Genomic DNA, 22,624 nt, shown 5'->3' with positions numbered 1-22,624 from the left:
GGGCAAGCGAGATACTAGATTAGCCCGCAAGACCGACGAGGAGCAGCTCAACCATTGGGACAATCGGCCGACGCCATGACCTCGCGAATCGATACCGATGCGGACGCCAAGCTTTCGGCGCTGCGGCGTACCAAATTCGCGGCAACAGCCGCGCTGGCGCTGTGCGTTCTCGTGTTCGCCGTGGCCAAGTCGTTCGAGCACAGCTATCCGTGGCTCGGCTTCGTCGCTGCCTTTGCCGAGGCCGCGACCATCGGCGGCCTGGCCGACTGGTACGCGGTGGTGGCGCTGTTCAGGCGACCTCTGGGGCTGCCGATCCCGCACACCGGCATCATCCCCGAGAACCAGAACCGCATCGCCGACAATCTCGGCCGCTTCATCGAGGTCAACTTCCTGGCCCCTGAACCGGTGCGTGAAAAGCTTGCCGAGGTCGATTTCTCGGCGCTGGTCGCCGACTGGCTGGCCGATACCGAGCGTGCCGCCGGCCTGTCGCGCTTTGTCGTGCGGCTGGTGCCGCAGACACTTGCGGCGATAGAGCAATCCGGCCTGCGTGGCTTCGTCACCAGCCGCATGCTCGAACAGATCGAAAAGGTCCCGCTCGCGCCGCTGGCCGCCGAGCTGCTCTCAGCCCTGACCGACGACCGCCGCCACCAGAAACTGTTCGACGAATTCACCAAAGTGATCGGACGGTTCCTCAACGACGAACAGGCGCTGGCAACGATGCGCGAGAAAATCCGCGAGGAACTGCCGTCGCTGTTCAACCTGTTCAGAGCCGACGCCTATCTCCTGAAGAAGATCGTCGCCTCGGCCGGCTCGCTGCTCGATGAGGTGAGGGCCGATCCTGACCACCCGATGCGCGCCGAGTTCGACCGTTTTGCTCAAGGCTTCATCGAGAAGCTGAGGACATCGAAGCAATATGCCAAACGCGCCGAGAAGCTGAAGCGCGATTTCCTGGCTCGGCCGGAGGTCAGGGGATTGGCCGGCGACATGTGGACAAGCCTCAGCCAGTTCATCGAGCAGGACGCCAAGGCGCCGAATTCGGTTATCCGCGCGCATCTTGCCAACATGTTCGTCGAGGTCGGCCGCCATCTTGCCGGCGATGCGCAGATCCGGGCCGACATGAACCAGGGGTTCGTGGTGGCGCTCGCGTCCTTCGTGGAGAGCCAGAAGAGCGGCGTGTCGACATTCATCGCCGACCAGGTCAAGCGCTGGGACCTTGCGCAGCTGACGCGGCTGATCGAGATGAATATCGGCCGGGACCTGCAGCACATCCGCTTCAACGGCATGATCATCGGGGGGCTTGCCGGTATCGTGCTCTATGTGGTTGAGCGGCTGTTCCTCGTGAATTGAGGCCTGGCGAGGCTGGCGCTCATTCCACCGCGTCCGAATGGACTCACGGCACGCGAGTGCTATTCTCCTGCCGAGGGCGCGCGCATCCGCGGCAAAGGGAGCAAACGAGCATGGCAAAACAACCGGAATCCGATTCCTTCATGGACATGTTCGGCAGGTTCGGCCGCGACCTGAAGGTGCCCAATGTCGATGTCGAGGCGATCCTCGCCCATCATCGCAAGAACCTCGAAGCGCTGGAGAAATCGGCACGGGCCGGTGCGGCCGGCGCGTCCTCGCTGTTGTCCAGGCAGCGCGAGATGCTGCAGGACACGCTGCGCGAGGTCACCGAGATGGCGCAAAGCTACAGGGCGCCGGGCAATCCGCAGGAACTGATGGCCAAACAGACGGAGTTTGCCAGAAAGTCCTTCGAAGTCGCATTGAAGAATGCCGGCGAAGTGGCTGAACTGGTCAAGAAATCGGGCACCGAATCGGTCGACATCCTGCGCACGCGCATCAAGGAGGCGATGGAGGAAATCCGCGCCGGCTACGAGAAGAAGTAGCAGATGTGGCCGAGGCCAGCTCTTTGCTGCCGGCTGCGCTGAAGCCTGGAAATCCCGATTTAACCTGCGACTGCGCTCGCGGCATGGCGCGATTGAGGCCGGATTCGGCGGAACGGATTCGCGCAGGGCGAATTGACAGAGGCCGTCAGTTCGTGGTCCGGAGGCTTTGCAAGCGATCGGGAAAGCAGGAATGACTGAAATACGGCCTAAAACGCCGCCGACCTTCGACCAGTTGAGGACGATGGCCGGGCAAGAGCTCGGTGTGTCGGAATGGACGACGGTCGACCAGAACCGCATCGACCAGTTCGCCGAATGCACCGGCGACCATCAATGGATTCATGTCGATCCTGAAAGGGCGCGGCGGCAAAGCCCGTTCCGCACGACGATCGCGCATGGCTATCTGACGCTGTCGATCATCGGTGCGCTGGCGCTCGGCATGGGAATCGTGCCGGAGAACACGCAGGCCGCATTCAACTATGGCTTCGACAAGGTGCGCTTCCTGGCGCCGGTCAGGGTCGGCGCGCGCATCAGGCTGCGCACCACGCTGTTGTCCATGGAGGACAGGGGCCCCGGCCAGTATCTGATGAAGGCGGCCAACACGGTCGAGATCGAAGGCGAGGAAAAGCCTGCTCTGATGGCTGAAACGCTGGTCATGCTCTATGAACGTCGCAAGCGGGCAGGCGCCTGAGAGACTATTTGGAAATTCTACTCCGGCGGCCATCTGATGGCGTTTTCTGCGCTTCCGGTGCTCACGGACGTAATGTCCGCTCCGCTCCGGTTCTCGAAACCACCACCATATGAATCGCCAGAGCGAATTTCGAGACAGTCTCTAAGCGGTGTGCGACAGGATCGCCTGCCGCCAAACAGGTGGCGCGTCACGAAACCCTGGATTCTGCGCGGCCTACGGCGCGGGTCGAGACCAGTGCGAGGAGCAGCGCGACCAGCGCCAGCACGGTCGCCGTCTGAAAGGTGACCTGCATTCCCCGGGCGGCCGCCTCGGAACTCAGAAGACCAATGCCTAAGTGCCCTTCGGCCGATGCAACGGCGAAGATGGCGCCCATCAACGATGCGCCGGTGATGAGGCCGAGATTGCGCGCAAGATTGAGAAGGCCGGAAACGACGCCGCGCTGGCCGGCGTCAACACCGGTCATGACGGCTGCATTGTTCGACGTCTGGAACAGCGCGTAGCCGATGCATGTGACGGTGATCGGAACGACATAGCCGGCAATGCCGAGCCTCAACATGGCGAGCGACAGCAGGAACGTGCCCGTGGCAAGGCCGAGCAGGCCGGCGATCACCATCCTGTGGGCGCCGAAGCGATCGGTCAGGCGTCCGGCCACCAGCGCCGACAGGGTCGAGACAAGCGGCCCGGTCGACAGCACTGCGCCAACCATTGCGGCATCCAGCCCGAGCCCGCGGGACAGGTAGAACGGGGCCACCACCAGGATCGCCATCATCACCGTGGCGACGATCAGGCTCATGACGAGGCTGGCGCTGAGCTGGAGATCACGGAAGCTGGCAAGCTGGATCAACGGGTTTTTTACTCTCGCCTGCACGGCGGCGAAAAGAAAAACGCCGATGCCTGCGGCGACCAGCAGGCTGATGTTGAGTGAGCCGAAATTGCCTCTTCCAAGCGTCATGGCCAGCGCATAGGCGGCCAGCGTCAGGGCCAGCAGGGCAGTGCCCATGACATCGAACGTGCCTCGGTCGACCTGCGCGGTTTTGTTGCGTGCCGGCAAGGCACGCCAGGCGAGGGCGAAGGTGAGCAAGCCCAGCGGGACATTGACGAGGAAGATCGCGCGCCAGCCGAAGCTGGCGATCAACAGGCCGCCGAGCGAGGGACCAAGCGTCGTGCCGATCGCGGACATGGCGCCGAGCAGGCCCATGGCGCTGCCGGTCCGGTCCTTGCTCACCGTTTCCGCAACAAAGGCCAGCGTCAGCGCCATCATCAGTGCCGCGCCAAGTCCCTGCACGGCCCGCGCGGCGATCAGCAGCCAGAGCGTCGGCGCCAGGCCGCAGAGCACCGATGCCGATGTGAACAGCGCGATGCCGCCAAGCAGCAGCGGTCGGCGCCCGAACATGTCGGCCAGCCGTCCGGCGCTGACAATCAGTGTGGTGATGGCGAGCAGATAGGCCAGCACAACCCATTGCACGGACTGGAACGACGCGCCGAAATTCTGCATCAGCGACGGCAGGCCGACGCTGGCAATGCTGGTTCCAAGCGACGACAGCAGCGTGGCGAGCGATAGGCTTGCCAGCGCCCAGCGGGCGGATTGCATCCGTGGCAGCGCCGATGCGCGCCCGTCCCGATTTTGCTCTGTGATTGCCACGGCGATCTCCTTCCATCGGCTCCAGAACCGGAGTTATCGGAGATCTAGCCCCTTGGCTGACGTGGCGGAAGGCGCAGCATTTGCATCTTATTCGTGCGCTTGGCGCCATACCATGCCATGATCCGCCGATGACATCGCCCGATCTCAACTTGCTGTTCGCTCTCGACGTCCTGCTGACCGAAGGCAGCGTGGCGCGCGCCGCCAGCCGTCTGCGCCTCAGTCCCTCGGCGATGAGCCGGACGCTGGCGCGGCTGCGCGAGGCGACGGGCGATCCGCTGCTGGTTCGCGCCGGTCGCGGCCTGGTGGCGACGCCGCGTGCGGAAGAACTGCGACGGCAGGTTGGTCGTGTCGTTCAGGACGCGGAAGCTTTGCTGCGTCCTGCCACCCTGCTTGATCTCCGGAGCCTGGACAGGGTCTTCACGCTGCGCACCAATGAAAGTTTCGTCGAAGAATTCGCGCCTCGTCTCGTCGCCCGTATCCAGGCCGATGCGCCCGGCGTGCGGCTGCGCTTTGCACCGAAGTCCGACAAGGATGTCATGTCGCTGCGCGACGCGGCGATCGACCTGGACATAGGCGTCGCTGGCGAGACCGGACCGGAGGTGCGCATTCAGGCATTGCTTCGCGACCGTTTCATCGGCGCCGTGCGAACGGGCCATCCCTTGAGTGGGGGCGCGGTGACGCCGGAGCGCTATGCGGCAGGCCGGCACATCAGCGTTTCACGGCGTGGCCGCGAGAAAGGGCCGATCGACGAGGCTTTGAGCGGGCTGGGGCTGCAGCGGACAGTGGTGTGCATGGTTTCCGGTTTCTCGGCAGCCCTTGCCATGGCCCGCACATCAGACCTGATCGCCAGCGTGCCCGAGCGGCATACCGAAGGCGCACGCGCCGGCATGCACAGTTTTCCCCTGCCGGTCGTCACCGCGGAGGTCACCATCTCCATGCTGTGGCACCCGCGCCTCGATGCTGATCCGGCGCAATGCTGGCTGCGCGACTGCGTGCGAGAGGTCTGTGCGGCCCGGCGACCGGAAATCAACGTGCCATCGCCGCCTCGAGCACCTTGAAAATCCGCTCGTCCGCGCATTGGGCAACGTTGAAGCGCAGGAAGCGGCTGGCCGTTCCGGACAGGCTGAATGCGTTGCCGGGCGCCAGCACGATGTTGTCGGCCAGCGCGCGGCGGGCCACTTCGGCCGCATCCACCCCGTCCGGCAGGCTGCACCACAGGAACAGGCCGGCCGGCTGGTCGATCCAGGGCGTGACGCCGATTGCCTTCAGGCGGGTGCTCGTTTCGCCCATGGCGCGCGCAAGCTTCGCGCGCAGCAAATCCATATGCTTGCGGTAGCTGCCGTCCTTCAGCAGGGTCAGCACCAGTTCGGCCGCCAGCCGTCCGCCGCCGAAGGTCGTGGCGATCTTGAGGTCGGTCAGCGGCTCGACCCAGTCGCGCGGTGCCGCGATGAAGCCGCAGCGAACCGAAGCCGACAGCGTCTTGGAGAAGCTGCCGATATGGACGACGCGGTTGAGACCATCGAACGCCGCCAGCCTGGGGGCGGGCGCATGCTCGAAATCGGCGAAGATGTCGTCCTCGACGATGGTCAATTCCGATTGGTCGGCGAGTTTCAGCAGCCGGTGCGCGGTGACCGGCGACAGGACCGCGCCGGTCGGGTTGTGGATGGCGGAGTTGGTGATGTAGAGGCGCGGCCGATGCTCGGCCAGCGCCTGCGCGAACAGCTCGATATCCGGCCCCGACGGCGTGTAGGGGACGCTGACGACCTTGGCCCGGTGGGCGCGCAGCAGAGCATGGAAATTGAAATAGCAGGGGTCGTCGACCAGCACCGTATCGCCGGGTTCGATCAGGAACCGGCACAACAGGTCGATGGCCTGCGTGCCCGATTCCGTCAGTATGATCTGCTCGGGCGAGGCTTCGATGCCGTGCCCAGCCATGCGTCGCACCAGCAATTGCCGCAGCGGCGGCAGCCCGAGCGGCGTGCCATAGTCGGCTAGCGCGATATCGTCGGCACGCGCCGCCGTGCGCAGCGCCCGGCGCAATCCTGTCTGAGGCATCCACGGGGCCGGCAGCCAGCCGCAGCCGGGCTTCAGCATGTCGTCGCCGGCTTCCAGAGACTGGCGCGAGATCCAGAGCGGATCGACGGCGCGGTCGAGGCGAGCCCAATCTGCGCCAGCGACAGTGGCGCCAGCGAGCCGGCGGCATAGAAACCGGAGCCCGGCCGCGAGCGGATCGCGCCTTCGGCGGCGAGCCGCTCATAGGCTTCGACCACGGTGGATTTGGACACCTGCATGGATTTGGCGAAGGCGCGGATCGAGGGCAGTCGTGCTCCCGGCGTCAGGCTGCGCGCCACGATCCGCTGGCGGATCGTCGCCATGACGCCTTCAACCAGCGTTCCGCTGCTCTCGCTTCCAGGGACCTGCTTGTCCATCCGTACTGCTCGCTTGCCCATGACAGTTTTGTCTAACTGTACCGCATTGTCTCTGGCGACGCCAACGGGTTCCGCTCGATACAGAGCCGACAAACGGAGCATAAAATGGACAAGATCGCGAGCGGCTGGGTGAACGGGTTCATCGGGGTGTTGATCTTCAGTGGCTCGTTGCCGGCGACGCGTGTGGCGGTGAAGGATTTCGATCCGACATTCCTGACGTCGGCCCGAGCGGCGATTGCCGGGCTGCTTGGCCTGGCGCTGCTGCTCCTGTTCCGGCAGAAGCGCCCGGAGCGCGGCGATATGCTGTCGCTGGTGATCGTTGCCCTGGGCGTGGTGGTCGGCTTTCCCTTGCTGACCGCTCTGGCGCTGAAACACGTCACCACGGCTCATTCCATTATCTTTGTCGGCCTGCTGCCGCTGGCGACCGCGATCTTCGGCGTATTGCGCGGCGGCGACCGGCCAAGGCCGGCATTCTGGCTGTTTTCATGCATAGGCAGCGCGCTGGTCGCGGGTTTTGCCCTGGCGCAGGGCGTGACCGCCTCGCCGGTGGGCGATGGTCTGATGCTGGCTGCCATCATCGCCTGCGGCCTGGGCTACGCCGAGGGCGCCGCGCTGTCGCGTAGGCTCGGCGGCTGGCAGGTGATCTGCTGGGCGCTGGTACTGTCGTTGCCGATCATGCTGGTGCTGACCTTTGCGACGCAGCCGTCGTCCTTTGCCGGCGTCGGCTCCAATGCATGGATCGGGCTTGCCTATGTCTCGCTGTTCAGCATGCTGATCGGCTTCGTGTTCTGGTACCGCGGCCTTGCGCAAGGCGGTATTGCGGCAGTCGGGCAACTGCAGCTGCTGCAGCCGTTCTTCGGCCTCGCCCTGGCGGCGACGCTGCTGCACGAGCAGGTCAGCTCGCTCATGGTCGTCGTCACGCTCGGCGTGGTGGCGTGCGTGTTCGGGGCGAAGAAGTTTGCGCGGTAGATCCAGCGGGCGGAGGCCGGCTCCCGGCTAAAACTTCGTCACCACCCCGATGCCGATGCCTTCGAAGCCGCCCATCGCCATCAAGGCCGCCGGCGCCTCGTCGAGGCTGATCTTCTTGCCGACGAGCAATTCGGGCTTGAGCTTGCCATTGCGGATCATGTCCATCATCGCCTGGTAGCGGTACGCCTGCATGCCGTGGCTGCCGAGGATCTCGAGCTCGAAGGCGATCACCTTGTCCATCGGCACCTGCGGCCGGGCATGCTCGCCCAGCATCAGGCCGACCTGCACGTGACGACCGCGCCGGCGCAGATTAGCGATCGAGTTGAACGAGGTAGTGGGGTGGCCGAGCGCGTCCATCGACATCTGCGCGCCGCCATTGGTGATCTGCTTGACCGCTTTGACCACATTCGGCGTCTTGGACGCATTGATGGTGGCGACGGCACCGATCTTTTTGGCGAAATCCAGCTTCTCGTCGGTGAGATCGATGGCGATGACATTGGCACCCATGGAACTGGCGATCATGATCGCCGACAGGCCGACGCCGCCGCAACCATGCACCGCCACCCACTCGCCCGGTTTCACCCGGCCCTGATCGACAATGGCGCGAAACGAGGTGACGAACCGGCAGCCGAGGCTGGCGGCGGTGGCGAATTCCATCTCGTCGGGCAAGCGCACGAGATTGGTGTCGGCGTGTTCGATGGCGACATATTCGGCAAACGAGCCCCAGCCGGTGAAGCCAGGCTGGGTCTGGTGCTCGCAGACCTGGTGATTGCCCGAATTGCACTCGAAGCAGCGGCCACAGCCGACGGCGAACGGCACAGTGACGCGCTCGCCGGCCTTCCAGCGGGTGACCTGCCTGCCGGCGGCGACAACGATGCCGGCCAGTTCGTGGCCCGGCACGTGCGGCAGCGTAATGCTGTCGTCATGACCCATCCAGCCATGCCAGTCGCTGCGGCACAGGCCGGTCGCCTCGACCTTGATGACGACGCCGTCGGCGGCCGGCTTCGGATCGGGAACGGTTTGGATTGTCGGCGCTTCGCCGAATTTCTCGAAGACGACGGCTCTCATAGGTCACTCCACCCTGCTGCACCTGAGGAAACGATAGCCGATTCCCTGTCCGCTCAAGCGGAAATCGATTCCGCCAACCACACTGTTCCGGCGCCGACGCCACATGTGGGCCGATGAAACCTACTCGGCATCGATTTGGTTCTGAGGCGCCGCCTTAAGGAAGGCCGGCAGCGCCATGCAGGCAGCATTGATGCGCGCGATTGTTGGGTAGGGCGTCAGGTCGACGCCGAAGCGGGCGTTGCTGGCAATCTGCGCGGCCAGGCAGATGTCAGCCAACCCCGGCGCGTCGCCATGGCAGAATGTTCCGGTCTCGGATGACGAAGCCAGGATCTTTTCAAGCGGCTGAAAGCCTTCGTTCACCCAGTGGCGGAACCAGTTGGTGATGTCCTGATCGCCGGCGCCGAACAGGGTGCGCAGCGAGGTCAGCACGCGCAGATTGTTCACCGGATGGATGTCGCAGGCGATCATCTGCGCCAGCATTCTGACCCGTGCCCGGCCGGCCGCATCCTTCGGCAACAGCGGTGGTTCCGGTCTTGTCTCGTCGAGGAATTCGATGATCGCCAGCGATTGCGTCAGCAGCGTGCCGTCGCCGAGGATCAGCGCCGGCACCAGCCCTTGCGGATTGACCGCGAGATAGGCTGGTTCCAGATGCTCGCCATGGCGCAAATGATGCGGGACATAGTCATAGCTCAGCCCCTTCATCTCCAGCGCGATCCGCACCCGATAGGAGGTGGAGGAGCGATAGTAGTTGTGCAGGACGAGTTCGCTCATGCGCTCACTTCGGTTGGCCGATGGTCACTTCGATCGTGCCGATGCCGTCGACGCCGCCCGTCATCGTGTCGCCGGCACGAACCGCACCGACACCGGCCGGCGTGCCGGTGAAGATCAAGTCGCCGGCTTCCAGTTCCATCGCCTCGCTGCAGATCGACACGATATCGGATATCGGCCAGATCAGCTCGGCGAGGTCGGCGTCCTGCCTGACCTGGCCATTGACGGCGAGCCAGATGCGGCCCTTTTGCGGGTGGCCGGATTTCGCCGCGGGGGTCAGCGGGCCGCAAGGCGCGGACCGGTCGAACGCCTTCGACCAGTCCCACGGCCGGGCGGCCTTCTTGGCCTCGTCCTGCAGATCGCGGCGGGTGAGATCAATGCCGACGCCATAACCCCAGACATGGTCCAGCGCCTTGTCGCGGGGAATGCGAAAACCGGGCTTGCCGATCGCCGCGACCAGTTCGATCTCGTGATGCAGATTGGCCGTCAGCGGCGGGTAGGGAATCGTCGCGCCGGAATCGACCACCGCGTCGGCCGGCTTGGTGAAGAAGAAGGGCGGATCGCGCTCGTCATTGCCGAATTCGCGGGCATGCGCCGCGTAGTTGCGGCCGACGCAGAAGATGCGGCGCACCGCGAAACGCTCGAGTGAGCCCGCAACGGCCACCGATGCGATCGCGGGCGAGGGAAGGACGAAGTCTGTCATGTGGGTCTCTGCTTGGTTGCCGGAACATTCGACCGATTTGGGCGCCCGGACAAGGCGATTTGGTCGAGAAAGTGCCGGCCGCACTTTCCGCCGGAGATGGCGATATACTATTTGGCAATAATCTGGCCATGGTGGCGAGGTTATTCTAATCGCCCACGAACTGAAATGAACCCCATGACCGCAATCCACGATCGCGCCCGGTTCCTGATCATCGACGACCACCCGCTGTTTCGCGAGGCGCTGCACAGCGCGGTGCAGATGGCCTATCCGGAAGTCGACACAGTGGAGGCGCGCTCGATCACCGAGGCGCTCGATCTGCTAGCCGGCGCCAAGCCGTTCGATCTCGCGCTGCTCGACCTCTCGATGCCCGACGTGCACGGCTTCGAAGGACTGCTGCAGCTGCGAACCCGCTATCCGCGCCTGCCGGTGGTGATCGTCTCGGGCCATGAGGAGCCGAAGATCATTTCCGAGGCGCTGTCCTATGGCGCAGCCGGCTTCATTCCGAAATCGGCGCGCAAGAGCGACCTGGCCGCCGCCATCCGTTCGGTGATGGAAGGCGCGATCTACGTGCCGGAAACCTATGAAGGCCGCACGCCCGACGCCGAAAGCGTCGACCGCGCCGACATGGTGCAGCGCCTGTCGACGCTGACGCCGCAACAGCTGCGCGTGCTGCAGATGCTGCGCCAGGGCCTGCTCAACAAGCAGATCGCCTACGAGCTGCAGGTGGGGGAGACCACCGTGAAGGCGCATGTCTCGGAAATCCTGCGCAAGCTCAATGTCTATAGCCGGACGCAAGCGGTGATCGAGGTTTCGAAGCTGGACAATGCGGAGCTGTTTCGGGATCAGGCAGGGTTTTGAGGCTGACATTCCCAGTTGTGGGAGGGTATCAAGCTATGCCAGCAAATGCGCCAGCAGGGCGCGCAGTTGCGCCGGCTTCAGCGGCTTGCGCATCAGTTCTATGCCGCCGGCGCGCGCCGCCTTGGCGACGGCTTCGGAACTGTCGGCGGTGACGATCAGCGCCGGCACGGCGCGGCCGAGATAATCGCGGACTTCGGCGATGGTGGCGGTGCCGAGATCGCCGCCGTCGAGATGCTGGTCGGCAATCACGATGTCGGGCACCCAGTCGGTGTCGCCAAGCATGTCGAGGGCATCGTCGGTCGAGGTCGCGGCCCGCACCAGGCATTGCCAGCGTTCGAGCAGGAAGGTCATGGCCTGCAGCACTTCGACATCGTTCTCGACCAGCAGCACCTTGGTGCCGAACAGGCCGTAGCCGCGCGGCCGTTCCATGTCGGCAAGGCTGGCGATGGCGTCGGCCGGGGCGCCGATGCCGACGGGAACATCGATGTGGAAGATCGTGCCGCGTCCGACCCTCGATGAAAATGTCACGGGATGGCCGAGCGCGCTGGCCATGCGGCGCACGATGGCGAGCCCGAGACCGAGGCCGCCGCCGTCCAGCTCTGCATTGGCCGGCGAGGTGCCGCGGTGGAATTCCTCGAACACCGCCTCGCGCTGGTCGTCGGGAATGCCGCAACCGGTGTCGGCGACGTCGATGCGGATGGTGTCGCCGCGATGCCTGGTGCCGACCAGCACGCCGCCCGAGCGTGTATAGCCCAGCGCGTTGGAAAGAATGTTCTGCAGGATGCGGCGCAGCAGCGTGCGGTCGGAGCGGACCACGGCATTGACCTGCCGGAATTTCAGCGACAGCCCCTTCAGTTCCGCCACCGGCAGGAAATCCGAGCGCAGCGACGAGAACAGCGCCTCCAGGCTGACGTCGCTTATGTCGGGCTGCACCACGCCGGCGTCGAGCTTGGAGATGTCGAGCAGCGTGCGCAGCAGGTCCTCCATCGTCTCCAGCGAGCGCTCGACCTGCCGCACCAGCTTCTTGCCCTCGTCGCTGGTCTGCACTTCGGCGAGCGCCGAAACCGAGAGGTGGGCCGCGTTCAGCGGCTGCAGCACGTCGTGGCTGGCGGCGGCGAGGAAGCGGGTCTTCGACAGGTTCGCCAGTTCGGCATTTTCCTTGGCGGCGCTGAGGTCGATGTTCGACTGCTCCAGCCGCCGCAGCGTCGAATGCAGTTCCTCGGTGCGTGTGCGCACTCGATTTTCCAGCGAAATCGCGGTCTGGAACAGCGAGAAGGCATTGCCTTGCTGGTCCATCGACCGTTCGACGCGGCTGACCAGCGCCGCGTTGATCTTCTTCAGCTTTTCAAGATCGTTTATGTCCCTCAGCGGCATCTTGTTGCGCCGTCCTATTCCGCCGCCTGGCGTTCGCCAAAGGCGATGCCGGTAAAAGTCTGGTTCAGATGCATCGACCGGTACTGTTCGCCATAGGTGCCGAAGCCAATGACATTGTTGACCCGGTAGAGCTCCGAGATATCGCGAAACACCTGCCGGTTGCGCGCATCCAGACGGCGCAGCACGCAATCGAAGCCGATGATCATGTCGATGCTGCCAAGCCTCTCCTCGACATCGCGCAGTGCCGCGCGCGTCGCTTCGACCATGTCCTTGGGTTGGGCGATCGACAGCACGACGCCATCGTCTATGGCGCAGAAGAACGACAGCGAGCCATCGGGATGCATCTTCTGGATCGACCGGCAGTAATATTCGCCGCCCACCTTCACCACCACCGGGTGCGACGCAAAGCTCAGCGGCGTCAGCGTCTGCGCGACGATGCCGACGGAGGCGGCATATTCCTCCGCCGCATTCGTGGCGTTGAACTCGCGCACGATGCGGTGATCGGGATCGGACGCCGTCACCACCAGTTTTTCATCGGTGGGGACGAAATTGTCGGTCTTGAAGACATGGAAGGGAATTTCGGTGGCGATCAACACGATGATGGCGCTGTCGGAGGTGACCTTGCCGTTCGAGAGCAGGCGCGTCGTCTCGAACTTCAGGTCGTCGCCGGCCGAGCCGCCGAGCAGCGGTATGTCGTCGAGGCCCCAATGGATGGCCGAACTTACGGCTTCCTCGGCATAGGAGAGCCCGTCGATGAAGCAGAGCGCGAACGTGCCTTGGGTCCGATCGCAACCCAGGCGCATGCGCAGCGATCGCCGCAAGGCCTCGACCTCGCTGGTGATCCTGTCCATGCCAGACGACGACAAATTGTCGACCATCACGCTGACGGCGGTGAACGCGGCGGACGGAAGCAGCATGGCGAGCACGTGGCCGTCCTCGAGACCTTGTGGCGTGATCTCGCCGGCGGTCGAGCAGCCTGCGTGGTGGAGCGCCGGCGCGTGGGTCATGAGCGCCTGGGAAAGGGCGCCGGCCTCGACCAGGCTCTGGGAAAAGAACAGCAGGGCAAAGCCGGCGTCGATGGCGGCTGCTTCCAGCGCGATCGCCCTGGCGAACGTATCCATGTCGGGCTCATCCGTGGTGAGCGCCGACAGGCCGCATGCATAGCGCGTCCGTGAACTGGCCAGCGATGTTCTCCGCATTCCTCCGACGCTTTTTTTGTGCGCGGCTGCTTTTACATGCTTCTGGCGCGCGGGCGTCGGCCAACATTGTTGCCCTCAATCGGTATTTTGGCAATGGGGCGACCGGGACTTCGCGTTTGGGCTCGGCCATGACCGAAAGTACAATGTGCCGCGTTTGCGACGTGCTGTTTTTTGTGCGTTGTGCGGTGTACGAATAACGCATGACTGACGCGCCGACACCGCGTCGGTAGCGTGATGACCAAGGTTGATACCCAGGGAGGATTCATGTCGGACGTTTCGTTGATGGTGAACGGAAAACGGGTCAGCGGTGCTGCCGAGGACCGAACACTTCTGGTTCACTTCCTGCGGGAAAATCTCGGCCTTACCGGCACGCATGTCGGTTGCGACACCTCGCAATGCGGTGCCTGCGTCGTCCATGTCGACGGCAAGGCGGTCAAATCCTGTACGATGCTCGCGGTGCAGGCCTCCGGCTCGACCGTGGTGACGATCGAGGGCCTGGCCAATGGCGCCGACCTGCATCCGATGCAGGCCGCCTTCAAGGAACATCACGGGCTGCAGTGCGGTTTCTGCACGCCGGGCATGATCATGACGGCGACCGACATGATCAACCGCCACCCCGAAGGCCTCGACGAGGCGACGGTGCGCGCCGAACTCGAAGGCAACATCTGCCGCTGCACCGGCTACCACAACATCGTCAAGGCGATCCTCGCCGCATCGAAGACGATGTCCAAGGTGGCGAAGGGCAAGGCAAAACAGGCTGCGTGAGATGAAGGGAGCAGCGAATAGGAGTAGCGAATAGTCAGTATTCCACTGACTGAACGCGGCTCTCCATTTTCACTACTCCCTATTCGCTACTCACTATTCGCTATTTCAGCATTTCGGGAGGAATTTCTGATGGGCATTGAAGGTGTTGGCGCTCGGGTCGCGCGCAAGGAAGACAAACGATTCATCACCGGCGCCGGCCGCTATGTCGACGACATGGTGGTTCCCGGCATGAAGCACGCCGCCTTCGTGCGCAGCCCCCACGCGCATGCGCAGATCAAGAAGATCGACGTCAAGAAGGCTCAAGCCATGCCCGGCGTCATAGGCGTGCTGACCGGCAAGGAACTCAAGGCCGACGGTATCGGCAACCTTATCTGCGGCTGGATGATCCACTCCAAGGATGGCTCGCCGATGAAGATGGGGGCGTGGTCGCCACTGGCTTTCGACCGGGTCCGTTATGTCGGCGACGCCGTCGTGGTCGTGGTGGCCGAGACCAAGGGGCAGGCGCGCGATGCCGCCGAGGCGGTCGAGATCACCTACAAGGAGTTGAAGGCCGTCGTCGATGCCTCCAAGGCGATGGACAAGGGCGCACCGCAGATCCATCCCGAAGCCGACAACAATCTGATCTTCGACTGGGACATCGGCAATGCCGACGACACGGCCGCGGCCTTCAAGACGGCGGCCCATGTGGTCAAGATGGACATCATCAATAACCGGCTGGTTCCCAACGCCATGGAGCCGCGTGCGGCTCTTGGCCATTACGACAAGGCCGAGGACCACTACACCTGCTGGACGACCTCGCAGAACCCGCATGTGGCGCGGCTGGTGATGAGCGCCTTCTACAACGTCGCGCCGGAAAACAAGCTGCGCGTGATTGCGCCCGATGTCGGCGGCGGCTTCGGCTCGAAGATCTACATCTATCCCGAAGAGATCGTCTGCCTGTGGGCGTCGAAGAAGACCGGCGTGCCGGTCAAATGGGTGGCCGATCGCACCGAAAGCTTCCTCACCGACGCGCATGGCCGCGACCATCACACCCATGCAGAAATGGCCTTCGACAAGGACCACAAGATTGTTGGCCTGAAGGTCGAGACCAAAGCCAATCTCGGCGCCTATATGTCGCTGTTTTCGTCGGCGACGCCGACCTACCTCTACGCGACGCTGCTCTCGGGCCAGTATAACATCCCCGCCATCCACGCCAATGTGAAGGCGATCTACACCAACACCGCGCCCGTCGATGCCTATCGTGGGGCAGGGCGGCCGGAAGCGACCTTCGTCATGGAACGCATGATGGAGACCGCTGCGCGCCAGTTCGGCGTTTCACCCGCCGAGTTGCGGCGCAAGAATTTCGTCACCTCCTTCCCGCATCAGACGCCGGTCATCATGTGCTATGACGCCGGCGACTACGCGGCTTCGCTCGACGCGGCGATGAAGGCGTCGGACTATGCCGGCTTCGCCAAGCGCAAGGCGGCGGCCGCCAAGAAGGGCTTGCTGCGCGGCATCGGCATGAGCTGCTACATCGAGGCCTGCGGCATCGCGCCGTCCGCGGCGGTTGGGTCGCTGGGCGCCGGTGTCGGCCTTTGGGAAAGTGCCGAGGTGCGCGTCAATGCCGTCGGCACGATCGAGGTGCTGACCGGCTCGCACAGCCACGGCCAGGGTCATGAGACGACCTTCGCGCAATTGGTCAACGAGCGCTTCGGCGTGCCGCTTGATTCCGTCTCGATCGTCCATGGCGACACCGACAAGGTGCAGATGGGCATGGGCACCTATGGCTCTCGTTCCGGCGCGGTCGGCATGTCGGCCATCGTCAAGGCGCTCGACAAGGTCGAGGCCAAGGCCAAGAAGATCGCGGCACATCTGCTTGAGGCTGACGAGGGCGACATCATTATCGAGAACGGCGCGTTGAAAGTCGCCGGCACCGACAAGAACGTTCCGTGGTTCCAGATGGCGCTCGCCGCCTATACCGCCCATAATCTGCCGGGCGGCATGGAGCCGGGGCTGAAGGAGACGGCGTTCTATGATCCATCGAATTTCACCTTCCCGGCCGGCTGCTACATTTGCGAGGTCGAGGTCGACCCGGAAACCGGCATGACCGAGATCATCCAGTTCGTCGCCGCCGATGATTTCGGCAACATCATCAACCCGATGATCGTTGAGGGCCAAGTGCATGGCGGGCTGGCGCAAGGCATCGGCCAGGCGCTGCTCGAAGGCGCCCACTATGACGATAGCGGCCAATTGCTGACCGCGAGCTACATGGACTACACCATGCCGCGTGCCAGCGACCTGCCGTCGTTCAAGGTCTCGACCTCGAACACGCCGTGCCCGGGCAATCCGCTCGGCATCAAGGGCTGCGGCGAGGCCGGCGCCATCGGCTCSCCGCCGGCGGTGATCAACGCCATCACCGACGCCATCGGCAGCAACGATCTTGCCATGCCGGCTTCGCCGTCCACCGTGTGGGCAGCGATCCGCGCGACGACGAAACACTGAGGAGGACGAGCATGTATTCGGTCAATTATCACCGCGCCGCCTCGGTCGCCGATGCCGCCAAGCTGATCAAGACAGGTGACGCCAAGCTGCTTTCGGGCGGCATGACGCTGATCCCGGCGATGAAGACGCGGCTCGCCGCGCCTTCAGACCTGGTCGACCTGTCGCGGATCAAGGAGCTGCAGGGCGTCAAGGTGTCGGGCAAGACGGTCACCATCGGCGCTGCCACCACGCATCACGCCGTTGCCAACGACGAGAAGCTGAAGAAAGCGTGTCCGGCAATTGCGCATCTGGCATCGCTGATCGGCGATCCGGCGGTGCGCCACAAGGGGACGATCGGCGGCTCGATCGCCAACAACGATCCGGCGGCCGATTATCCGGCGGCGCTGCTGGCGTTGGGCGCCACCATCGTCACCAACAAGCGCGAGATTGCGGCAGACAAGTTCTTCAAGGGCCTGTTCGAGACCTCGTTGAAGGATGGCGAAATCGTCACCGCCGTCACCTTCACCGCGCCGGCCAAGGCGGCCTATGAAAAGTTCCGCAACCCGGCATCGCGCTACGCCATCGTTGGCGTGTTCGTGGCCAAGGGCAAGGATGGCGTCAGCGTCGCTGTTACCGGCGCCGGCGACGACGGCGTCTTCCGTTCGAAGGAGATCGAGGCCGCGTTGGCTAAGAATTTCGCGGCCTCGTCGCTCGACAGCGTGAAAGTGCCGGCGAAGAATCTGATGACCGACATCCACGCCTCGGCCGACTATCGCGCCAATCTGATCGCGGTGATGGCCAAGCGCGCGGTGGCTGCCGCCAACGCCTGAGAAACTGTTTGGAAACTCTACTCTGGCGGCCATCTGATGGCGTTTTCTGCGCTTCCGGTGCTCGCGGACCCAAATGTCCGCTGCGCTCCGGTTCTCGAAACCATCACTAAATGACTCTCTGACACGATGAGTTGCAGACAAGGAAAGGGGCCCTCGGGCCCTTTTTCGTGTGTGGTGACCTGTACCCGTCCAGTTGCTGATGGAATCGCCGCCGTGCAGCAATTGTCTCCTTGAAGCAATTCCACCCGATACTTCGCCCGGCACTGGCCCGGCAGCGATCTCGCGCTTGCACAAATTTATCTTGCACTGCAATATGGCTGGGGCGGGGAATGCGAGCCGGGTTCGGAGTGTACCGCCGTGCCCTTTCGCATGCCTAATGCAAAAGGATCGGCATGACCGACATCTCCGCGACGCATGCCGTTCCATCTCGGTCCGCAGTCGACAGACCGGCCAGAACAAGACTGGCCTATCTCGACGGCTGGCGCGGCCTGTCGATCGCCCTGGTGCTGATAGGCCATTTCTTTCCCGTTCCCGGAATCAATCTCGGCGTGCTGGGCGTCGAATTCTTCTTCGTGCTCAGCGGCCGGCTGATGGGCGAAATCCTGTTCATCGAACGCTACCCGCTGAAGAAATTCTTCAAGCGCCGCTTTTCCCGCATCTATCCGGCGCTCCTGATCTTCGTGGTCGTCGCGATGATTGCGCTCTCCGGCACGTTCATCGCCTTCAAATGGAAGGCGGCGCTGACGGCGCTGACATTCACCTACAATTATGCCGGCATTCTCGTGACGCGGGCAGGGGCGCTCGACCATATCTGGTCGCTCTGCATCGAGGAGCACGCCTATATCATCCTGGCGCTGATCAGCGTCATCGTTTCAAGTCGCTCTCGCGTCGTCGTGCTGCTTCTGGCGCTGGCGTTGCTGGCCATGGCCAACGGCGCGGTTTCGTACTGGGTCTTCGGGATGGACTACGAAACCACCTATTGGCGCACCGACGTGCATATCGCGTCGATCCTGCTGTCGGCTTCGATCTGCCTGCTCAAGGCCGATGGCAGGCTGCCGGCGGCCTTGCGAGGCAAGCATGTGGCCCTGGCGGCATCGATCTGCGCCGTTCTGCTGTTCTTCGATCCGGTGCCGACGCCGATCCACTATCTGTTCGCTGTGCCGCTGCTCGCCCTGGCCGTCAATATGCTCGATTTCAGCCTCCGGTATTTTTCCGGATTGCTGTCCTCCTGGCCGATGGCGACGCTGGGGTTGTGGTCGTACTCGCTCTATCTGTGGCAGCAGCCGTTCTACAAATTCGTCCATGAGCAAGGCAGCGCGCCGATCCCGATGCTGGCGGGCGTCTTTGCCTGCGCGCTCTGCAGCTACTACCTCATCGAGCGCCCGGCGCGCGAATGGCTCAACCGCAACTGGTGAGGCATTAGGGCCGTTCAGGCCACCTTGCGGCGCGCTCGGCCCTCTATGCCTGCAACGATCTGACGTAGTAGCGCACCGCTTTCTTACCGCCATGGATCACCGCGTCACCGGCCTCGGTGAAGCCGAGGGCGGCGTGAAAGGCATCCGAGGCGGGGTTCGGCGGGTCGGTGTTGACCTCGCAGGTAACCAGCGTGTGGCCGGCACGCACGACATGTTCGAACAAGTCCTGATAGAGACGGCGGGCATGGCCGCGGCCACGCGCTTGCGCCGCCACCACCACACGGTCGACATAGACGAAGCGCTCGTAGCGTTCGCCGAACCACAAGAAATTCGGGCTGTCGTAGCGGGCGTCCTGGTCGAAGGTCATGATGAAGGCTTCGAGGTCCCCAATACGGCGCGCGTAAAATGCTTCGCCAAGCAGGAAGGATAGCCGCTCAGCCTCCAGCCACGACAGTTCGGCGGCGTGCTCATTGTTGAGCGCCAGGATCGCCGCTTCGTCTTCGGCCGATACGCGGACTATCGGGGCAGGAGCCGCGCTCATGCCTTGGCCGCCGCGATGGTAGCTGCCACGAGGTCGGTGTCAGTCAGCGTGTTGCGATACTCGCGGTCGAGGTCGGAACCGCCCATGCCGACATGGGGATTGCGGTAGTGCATGGCGCTCGGCACATCCTTGAGGGCGGCGAAATGCATTTCGGACAGGCCGGTTTTGCTGCGCACTTCGGCGATGTTGTGCAAATCGAGCCCACCGCAGCCGAGGATGACTATGCGGTCGCCGGCCTGCCGCACCAGATGCGCCAGGAGTGAAACGCCTTCGACTGCCGTGTCGCGCTGGCCGCTGGTCAGGACGCGGCCGACCTTGCAGCGGATCAGCGATTCGAGCGCCTTGGACGGGTCGCGCGTCATGTCGAAGGCGCGGTGGCAGGTGACGTTCAAGGCGCCGGCGGCGTGCGTCAGTTCGCTCATACGCACCTCGTCAATGGTGCCGTCGGCGTTCAGGCAGCCGAACACCACGCCGGGCACGCCGAGATCGCGCAGTGCCGAGACATCGGCCAGCATCGAGGCGTATTCGGTGTCGCTGTAGAGAAAATCGCCGCCGCGCGGCCGCACCATGACGTGAAACGGCACGCTTGCCTGCTCGAGCGCGGCGCGCACCGTGCCAAGGCTCGGGGTGATGCCGCCTTCGATGAGGCTGGCGCACAGTTCAACCCGGTCGGCGCCGGCAGCTTGCGCGGCCAAAAAGCCGTCAATGCCTTCGACACAGATTTCGATCAGCGGCAGGCGAGTTTCTCTGGTCAAGGGCTACCCGATCCATGATGTCGCCGACAGCCCTAGCATCAGGCCGGTTGGCGCGAAAGCATGAACAGCGCGCCGCCATTTGGGCCAAGCGACATTTCTCCACTTGACACTCTCATAACCATATAGTTATGAATAATCCATAGCCAATTGGTTATAGATTGGCTGCCGAGAGATCTTTTCAAACTCTCAGGTCCGGATGCATGCATCCGAGCCGGCAAAACACCCCCCTGATGAAACACTCGAAGGATAAAGACCATGCAAGCAAGGATCAAAAACCCGGTGGTGCTCATTCCCGGATCCGTGCAGGCGCTGCTGGCGCTGGACAAATCGACCGAGGCGGCCGACGTGCCCTATGTCACGCGCAAGCTCATCCATCTGCGCGCCAGCCAGATCAACAACTGCGCCGTCTGCGTTGACATGCATGCGCGCGAACTGAAGAAGGCAGGCGAAAAGGACGAGCGCATCTTTGCGCTGGCGGCATGGCGGGAGACGCCTTACTTCACTGATGCGGAACGCGCGGCGCTGGCGCTGGCTGAAGCCGGCACACGGCTCGCCGACAGGCCGGACGCGGTGCCGGACGATGTCTGGGACGAGGCCGCCCGGCACTATGATGAAAAGGCGCTTGCCGCGCTGGTCATCCAGATCGCACTCATCAATGCCTTCAACCGGCTGAACGCCACGACACGGCAGATGGTCGGCGCCTGGGGGTGAGGCGCCTGGGGCAGGTAGGTTGTACGCAACGATGTGGTGAAGCGCGGAGCGCCTCCTCCCGGCCTCAGGCCACCGATACCGGCCTTGGCCGCTACTGGCGCAACTCCGTGTTCTTGGCGCCTTCCTCGACCTGATCGATCACCAGCAGCTTGACCTCGATATCACCGATATTGGTGGCCTGATGCCACTGGCCGATCATTTCGATGATGAAATCGCCAGTCTTGTAGGTGTTGCTGTTGCCGGTCTCGACATTGGTGACCTTCAACGTGCCGGCCTGCACATAGGCGTAGCGCGGGAAGGGGTGTCTGTGGACCGGCAAGGTCGCGCCTGGCGCGACGTCGTAGGTCGACACCAGCACCTGCACGTTCTTCTGCGGCAGGGTGATCGGCTGGCCGGACGCCGTCGTCGTGCGTGATGCCAGGGGCGTCACCACGACCGGCGTGCCGCTGCTGTCCAGCGCCCAAGCGGGGTGTGCGGCAAGGGCGACCGCGAGCAGCAGCCCCGACATCAGATTTTTTCGCATGATTCTCTCCAACCTTGGCACCAAGCATCGCGCGGCGGCCAGTTGCGTGCAAGGTAGCGCCAAGCGCCGGGTTCAGTGGACCTCGTGCGGTGCGGCAGAGTTGGGCTGGCGGCCAATTGCGAGTCGGCGATGAGTGCGGCTGCTGGCACAGGGGCCGCCAGGCCAGCCTCGCAACAGCCATGGCTAATATAAGGTTCGAGGCGTTACCACAGGAGGTTTCAATGGTTTCCGCGATCGCAACTCAACATCGGCAAGTGCCGGAAAAACAAACAGCAGTGGGAAAGCCCGAAACGGGCGAAGGTTTTGCGCCAGGTCGCAGCGCAGACTCCGTGGGACATCTCGCCAAAATTATGGTTGCCGCAACCGGCGACGTGGATGCTGATGCGCAAGGTCGCGCGGCATCCAAGATCGCCAGGATGGACATCACGGTTTTGACGCCACCACCTGAAGAACCACCGGTGGAGTAAGATAAGCCAGCCGGCCGGGCGCGTCGGGGCCGCGCTCGTCATCAGCGGCATGCGACCCGATCATGGGCTATGCGACGGCTCTCAGCAGCGGCTCCGCCAGCTTCCCCAGGCCGGCACATCCCGAGCAGGCGATCGTCTTTCCGGGGCAACCGGTCCGATGGGTCCCTTGCGGGCAGCAATGCCCGTTTGACGCATACCATTTGGAACAATCGAAAACCCTGCCGCTGCCATGACAGCGAAGGCATTCCATATTCACTGAAGTCATTGCCAATTCTTGCCCAGCCCAAACACATTGTCCCCACGCCGCAAGTAGCAGGAATCATTGCGCTTTCAAGCACAGCGCCCTGACTTAAATTGGGTGGATTGATGATGAGAGGAGATGGCCGGCGTCGACCGGCAAGGGCTGATTGGGCGGCACAAGCTTTGCAAGATCGCTCCGCGCGTGCAACGGCGTGCTTGTTATTGCCCGGTCGCCACTAGGCCGTGTGGACGAATTTGATCAAGCATAGGCCTGCGGCGAAGCTTACGATTGAGCGGAAGTTTCGTGCGGTCTTTTCGCATCGCAGGGCGACG

General features: G+C 63.6%; 21 protein-coding genes and 1 pseudogene. 12 read left to right on the top strand and 10 right to left on the bottom strand.

All coding sequences use genetic code 11. The features are described from left to right. The first annotated feature begins 75 nt into the window (after positions 1 to 75). The 3 genes from ASD12_RS31265 to ASD12_RS31255 all read left to right on the top strand — a co-directional run bounded on the left by ASD12_RS31265 (position 76) and on the right by ASD12_RS31255 (position 2,574). Positions 76 to 1,347 (top strand): DUF445 domain-containing protein, encoded by a 1,272-nt coding sequence (locus tag ASD12_RS31265; RefSeq protein ID WP_162252308.1) that lies wholly within the window; start codon positions 76 to 78, stop codon positions 1,345 to 1,347. Positions 1,348 to 1,457: 110 nt separating this feature from the next. Next, complete coding sequence (locus tag ASD12_RS31260; RefSeq protein ID WP_056596091.1) at positions 1,458 to 1,886, top strand: phasin family protein; 429 nt, start codon at positions 1,458 to 1,460, stop codon at positions 1,884 to 1,886. 190 nt (positions 1,887 to 2,076) lie between these two features. Continuing rightward, positions 2,077 to 2,574, top strand: a complete 498-nt coding sequence (locus ASD12_RS31255) for a MaoC family dehydratase (RefSeq protein ID WP_056596087.1) — start codon at positions 2,077 to 2,079, stop codon at positions 2,572 to 2,574. A gap of 187 nt (positions 2,575 to 2,761) precedes the next feature. On the opposite strand, the gene ASD12_RS31250 is transcribed toward ASD12_RS31255, so the two are convergent. After that, positions 2,762 to 4,216, bottom strand: coding sequence for an MFS transporter (locus ASD12_RS31250; protein WP_056596079.1), 1,455 nt, complete (start codon positions 4,214 to 4,216; stop codon positions 2,762 to 2,764). A gap of 128 nt (positions 4,217 to 4,344) precedes the next feature. Between ASD12_RS31250 and ASD12_RS31245 the strand changes: the two genes are divergently transcribed. Beyond that, positions 4,345 to 5,274 carry a LysR family transcriptional regulator gene (locus tag ASD12_RS31245; RefSeq protein ID WP_056596871.1) on the top strand — a complete coding sequence of 310 codons (930 nt, stop codon included), beginning with the start codon at positions 4,345 to 4,347 and terminating at the stop codon, positions 5,272 to 5,274. Here the strand turns inward: ASD12_RS31245 and ASD12_RS31240 are convergent. Continuing rightward, positions 5,243 to 6,645 (bottom strand): annotated as a pseudogene (locus tag ASD12_RS31240) (PLP-dependent aminotransferase family protein). The gene ASD12_RS31245 and the pseudogene ASD12_RS31240 overlap by 32 nt on opposite strands. A 105-nt stretch (positions 6,646 to 6,750) precedes the next feature. Between ASD12_RS31240 and ASD12_RS31235 the strand changes: the two are divergent. Continuing rightward, entirely contained in the window at positions 6,751 to 7,614 is an 864-nt protein-coding gene (locus ASD12_RS31235) for a DMT family transporter (RefSeq protein ID WP_056596076.1), read from the top strand. A gap of 27 nt (positions 7,615 to 7,641) precedes the next feature. Here ASD12_RS31235 and ASD12_RS31230 read toward each other — a convergent pair whose 3' ends face one another. The 3 genes from ASD12_RS31230 to ASD12_RS31220 all read right to left on the bottom strand — a co-directional run bounded on the left by ASD12_RS31230 (position 7,642) and on the right by ASD12_RS31220 (position 10,153). After that, complete coding sequence (locus ASD12_RS31230) at positions 7,642 to 8,682, bottom strand: zinc-dependent alcohol dehydrogenase family protein (RefSeq protein WP_056596073.1); 1,041 nt, start codon at positions 8,680 to 8,682, stop codon at positions 7,642 to 7,644. Between the two features lie 120 nt (positions 8,683 to 8,802). Beyond that, positions 8,803 to 9,453, bottom strand: a complete 651-nt coding sequence (gene maiA, locus ASD12_RS31225; protein ID WP_056596070.1) for a maleylacetoacetate isomerase — start codon at positions 9,451 to 9,453, stop codon at positions 8,803 to 8,805. Positions 9,454 to 9,457: 4 nt separating this feature from the next. Continuing rightward, positions 9,458 to 10,153 carry a fumarylacetoacetate hydrolase family protein gene (locus ASD12_RS31220; protein WP_056596068.1) on the bottom strand — a complete coding sequence of 232 codons (696 nt, stop codon included), beginning with the start codon at positions 10,151 to 10,153 and terminating at the stop codon, positions 9,458 to 9,460. 174 nt (positions 10,154 to 10,327) lie between these two features. On the opposite strand from ASD12_RS31220, the gene ASD12_RS31215 reads away from it, so the two are divergent. Further along, positions 10,328 to 11,011, top strand: coding sequence for a response regulator transcription factor (locus ASD12_RS31215; RefSeq protein WP_056596065.1), 684 nt, complete (start codon positions 10,328 to 10,330; stop codon positions 11,009 to 11,011). A 33-nt stretch (positions 11,012 to 11,044) separates the two neighbouring features. On the opposite strand, the gene ASD12_RS31210 is transcribed toward ASD12_RS31215, so the two are convergent. Both ASD12_RS31210 and ASD12_RS31205 read right to left on the bottom strand, forming a co-directional pair. Beyond that, positions 11,045 to 12,385, bottom strand: a complete 1,341-nt coding sequence (locus ASD12_RS31210; RefSeq protein ID WP_056596061.1) for a hybrid sensor histidine kinase/response regulator — start codon at positions 12,383 to 12,385, stop codon at positions 11,045 to 11,047. 14 nt (positions 12,386 to 12,399) lie between these two features. Next, positions 12,400 to 13,584, bottom strand: a complete 1,185-nt coding sequence (locus ASD12_RS31205) for an FIST signal transduction protein (RefSeq protein WP_156398686.1) — start codon at positions 13,582 to 13,584, stop codon at positions 12,400 to 12,402. Positions 13,585 to 13,848: 264 nt separating this feature from the next. Between ASD12_RS31205 and ASD12_RS31200 the strand changes: the two genes are divergently transcribed. From ASD12_RS31200 to ASD12_RS31185, 4 genes are all read left to right on the top strand, one after another. After that, positions 13,849 to 14,349 carry a (2Fe-2S)-binding protein gene (locus ASD12_RS31200; RefSeq protein WP_056596058.1) on the top strand — a complete coding sequence of 167 codons (501 nt, stop codon included), beginning with the start codon at positions 13,849 to 13,851 and terminating at the stop codon, positions 14,347 to 14,349. A gap of 129 nt (positions 14,350 to 14,478) precedes the next feature. Then, a complete protein-coding gene (locus ASD12_RS31195) occupies positions 14,479 to 16,830 on the top strand; it encodes a xanthine dehydrogenase family protein molybdopterin-binding subunit (RefSeq protein ID WP_056596055.1) in 2,352 nt (783 codons plus the stop codon). An 11-nt stretch (positions 16,831 to 16,841) separates the two neighbouring features. Beyond that, entirely contained in the window at positions 16,842 to 17,639 is a 798-nt protein-coding gene (locus tag ASD12_RS31190; protein ID WP_056596051.1) for a xanthine dehydrogenase family protein subunit M, read from the top strand. A 392-nt stretch (positions 17,640 to 18,031) separates the two neighbouring features. Next, positions 18,032 to 19,054, top strand: a complete 1,023-nt coding sequence (locus ASD12_RS31185; protein ID WP_056596048.1) for an acyltransferase — start codon at positions 18,032 to 18,034, stop codon at positions 19,052 to 19,054. A gap of 43 nt (positions 19,055 to 19,097) precedes the next feature. Here ASD12_RS31185 and ASD12_RS31180 read toward each other — a convergent pair whose 3' ends face one another. Next, positions 19,098 to 19,595 (bottom strand): GNAT family N-acetyltransferase, encoded by a 498-nt coding sequence (locus ASD12_RS31180; protein WP_056596045.1) that lies wholly within the window; start codon positions 19,593 to 19,595, stop codon positions 19,098 to 19,100. Beyond that, complete coding sequence (locus tag ASD12_RS31175) at positions 19,592 to 20,350, bottom strand: copper homeostasis protein CutC (RefSeq protein ID WP_056596042.1); 759 nt, start codon at positions 20,348 to 20,350, stop codon at positions 19,592 to 19,594. The genes ASD12_RS31180 and ASD12_RS31175 overlap by 4 nt, the downstream gene beginning before the upstream one ends. A 255-nt stretch (positions 20,351 to 20,605) precedes the next feature. On the opposite strand from ASD12_RS31175, the gene ASD12_RS31170 reads away from it, so the two are divergent. Next, positions 20,606 to 21,061 (top strand): carboxymuconolactone decarboxylase family protein, encoded by a 456-nt coding sequence (locus tag ASD12_RS31170; protein ID WP_056596039.1) that lies wholly within the window; start codon positions 20,606 to 20,608, stop codon positions 21,059 to 21,061. Between the two features lie 91 nt (positions 21,062 to 21,152). Here ASD12_RS31170 and ASD12_RS31165 read toward each other — a convergent pair whose 3' ends face one another. Further along, on the bottom strand, positions 21,153 to 21,584 hold the full coding sequence (locus ASD12_RS31165; protein WP_056596036.1) for a cupin domain-containing protein: 432 nt from the start codon (positions 21,582 to 21,584) through the stop codon (positions 21,153 to 21,155). 221 nt (positions 21,585 to 21,805) lie between these two features. On the opposite strand from ASD12_RS31165, the gene ASD12_RS31160 reads away from it, so the two are divergent. After that, on the top strand, positions 21,806 to 22,051 hold the full coding sequence (locus tag ASD12_RS31160) for a hypothetical protein (protein ID WP_056596034.1): 246 nt from the start codon (positions 21,806 to 21,808) through the stop codon (positions 22,049 to 22,051). Positions 22,052 to 22,624: the final 573 nt, after the last annotated feature.

The organism is Mesorhizobium sp. Root102 (genome assembly GCF_001425625.1).
Taxonomy (GTDB): Bacteria; Pseudomonadota; Alphaproteobacteria; order Rhizobiales; family Rhizobiaceae; genus Mesorhizobium.
Note: the sequence above shows the minus strand (reverse complement) of the source record. Positions and strands in the feature narration are given on the sequence as shown.

Excerpts from the sequence above, each read along its gene's own strand:
- ASD12_RS31265 (WP_162252308.1), top strand. The coding sequence starts at position 76 with ATGACCTCGCGAATCGATACCGATGCGGACGCCAAGCTTTCGGCGCTG.
- ASD12_RS31260 (WP_056596091.1), top strand. The coding sequence starts at position 1,458 with ATGGCAAAACAACCGGAATCCGATTCCTTCATGGACATGTTCGGCAGG.
- ASD12_RS31255 (WP_056596087.1), top strand. The coding sequence starts at position 2,077 with ATGACTGAAATACGGCCTAAAACGCCGCCGACCTTCGACCAGTTGAGG.
- ASD12_RS31245 (WP_056596871.1), top strand. The coding sequence starts at position 4,345 with ATGACATCGCCCGATCTCAACTTGCTGTTCGCTCTCGACGTCCTGCTG.
- ASD12_RS31235 (WP_056596076.1), top strand. The coding sequence starts at position 6,751 with ATGGACAAGATCGCGAGCGGCTGGGTGAACGGGTTCATCGGGGTGTTG.
- ASD12_RS31230 (WP_056596073.1), bottom strand. The coding sequence starts at position 8,682 with ATGAGAGCCGTCGTCTTCGAGAAATTCGGCGAAGCGCCGACAATCCAA.
- maiA (WP_056596070.1), bottom strand. The coding sequence starts at position 9,453 with ATGAGCGAACTCGTCCTGCACAACTACTATCGCTCCTCCACCTCCTAT.
- ASD12_RS31220 (WP_056596068.1), bottom strand. The coding sequence starts at position 10,153 with ATGACAGACTTCGTCCTTCCCTCGCCCGCGATCGCATCGGTGGCCGTT.
- ASD12_RS31215 (WP_056596065.1), top strand. The coding sequence starts at position 10,328 with ATGACCGCAATCCACGATCGCGCCCGGTTCCTGATCATCGACGACCAC.
- ASD12_RS31210 (WP_056596061.1), bottom strand. The coding sequence starts at position 12,385 with ATGCCGCTGAGGGACATAAACGATCTTGAAAAGCTGAAGAAGATCAAC.
- ASD12_RS31205 (WP_156398686.1), bottom strand. The coding sequence starts at position 13,584 with ATGCGGAGAACATCGCTGGCCAGTTCACGGACGCGCTATGCATGCGGC.
- ASD12_RS31200 (WP_056596058.1), top strand. The coding sequence starts at position 13,849 with ATGTCGGACGTTTCGTTGATGGTGAACGGAAAACGGGTCAGCGGTGCT.
- ASD12_RS31190 (WP_056596051.1), top strand. The coding sequence starts at position 16,842 with ATGTATTCGGTCAATTATCACCGCGCCGCCTCGGTCGCCGATGCCGCC.
- ASD12_RS31185 (WP_056596048.1), top strand. The coding sequence starts at position 18,032 with ATGACCGACATCTCCGCGACGCATGCCGTTCCATCTCGGTCCGCAGTC.
- ASD12_RS31180 (WP_056596045.1), bottom strand. The coding sequence starts at position 19,595 with ATGAGCGCGGCTCCTGCCCCGATAGTCCGCGTATCGGCCGAAGACGAA.
- ASD12_RS31170 (WP_056596039.1), top strand. The coding sequence starts at position 20,606 with ATGCAAGCAAGGATCAAAAACCCGGTGGTGCTCATTCCCGGATCCGTG.
- ASD12_RS31165 (WP_056596036.1), bottom strand. The coding sequence starts at position 21,584 with ATGCGAAAAAATCTGATGTCGGGGCTGCTGCTCGCGGTCGCCCTTGCC.
- ASD12_RS31160 (WP_056596034.1), top strand. The coding sequence starts at position 21,806 with ATGGTTTCCGCGATCGCAACTCAACATCGGCAAGTGCCGGAAAAACAA.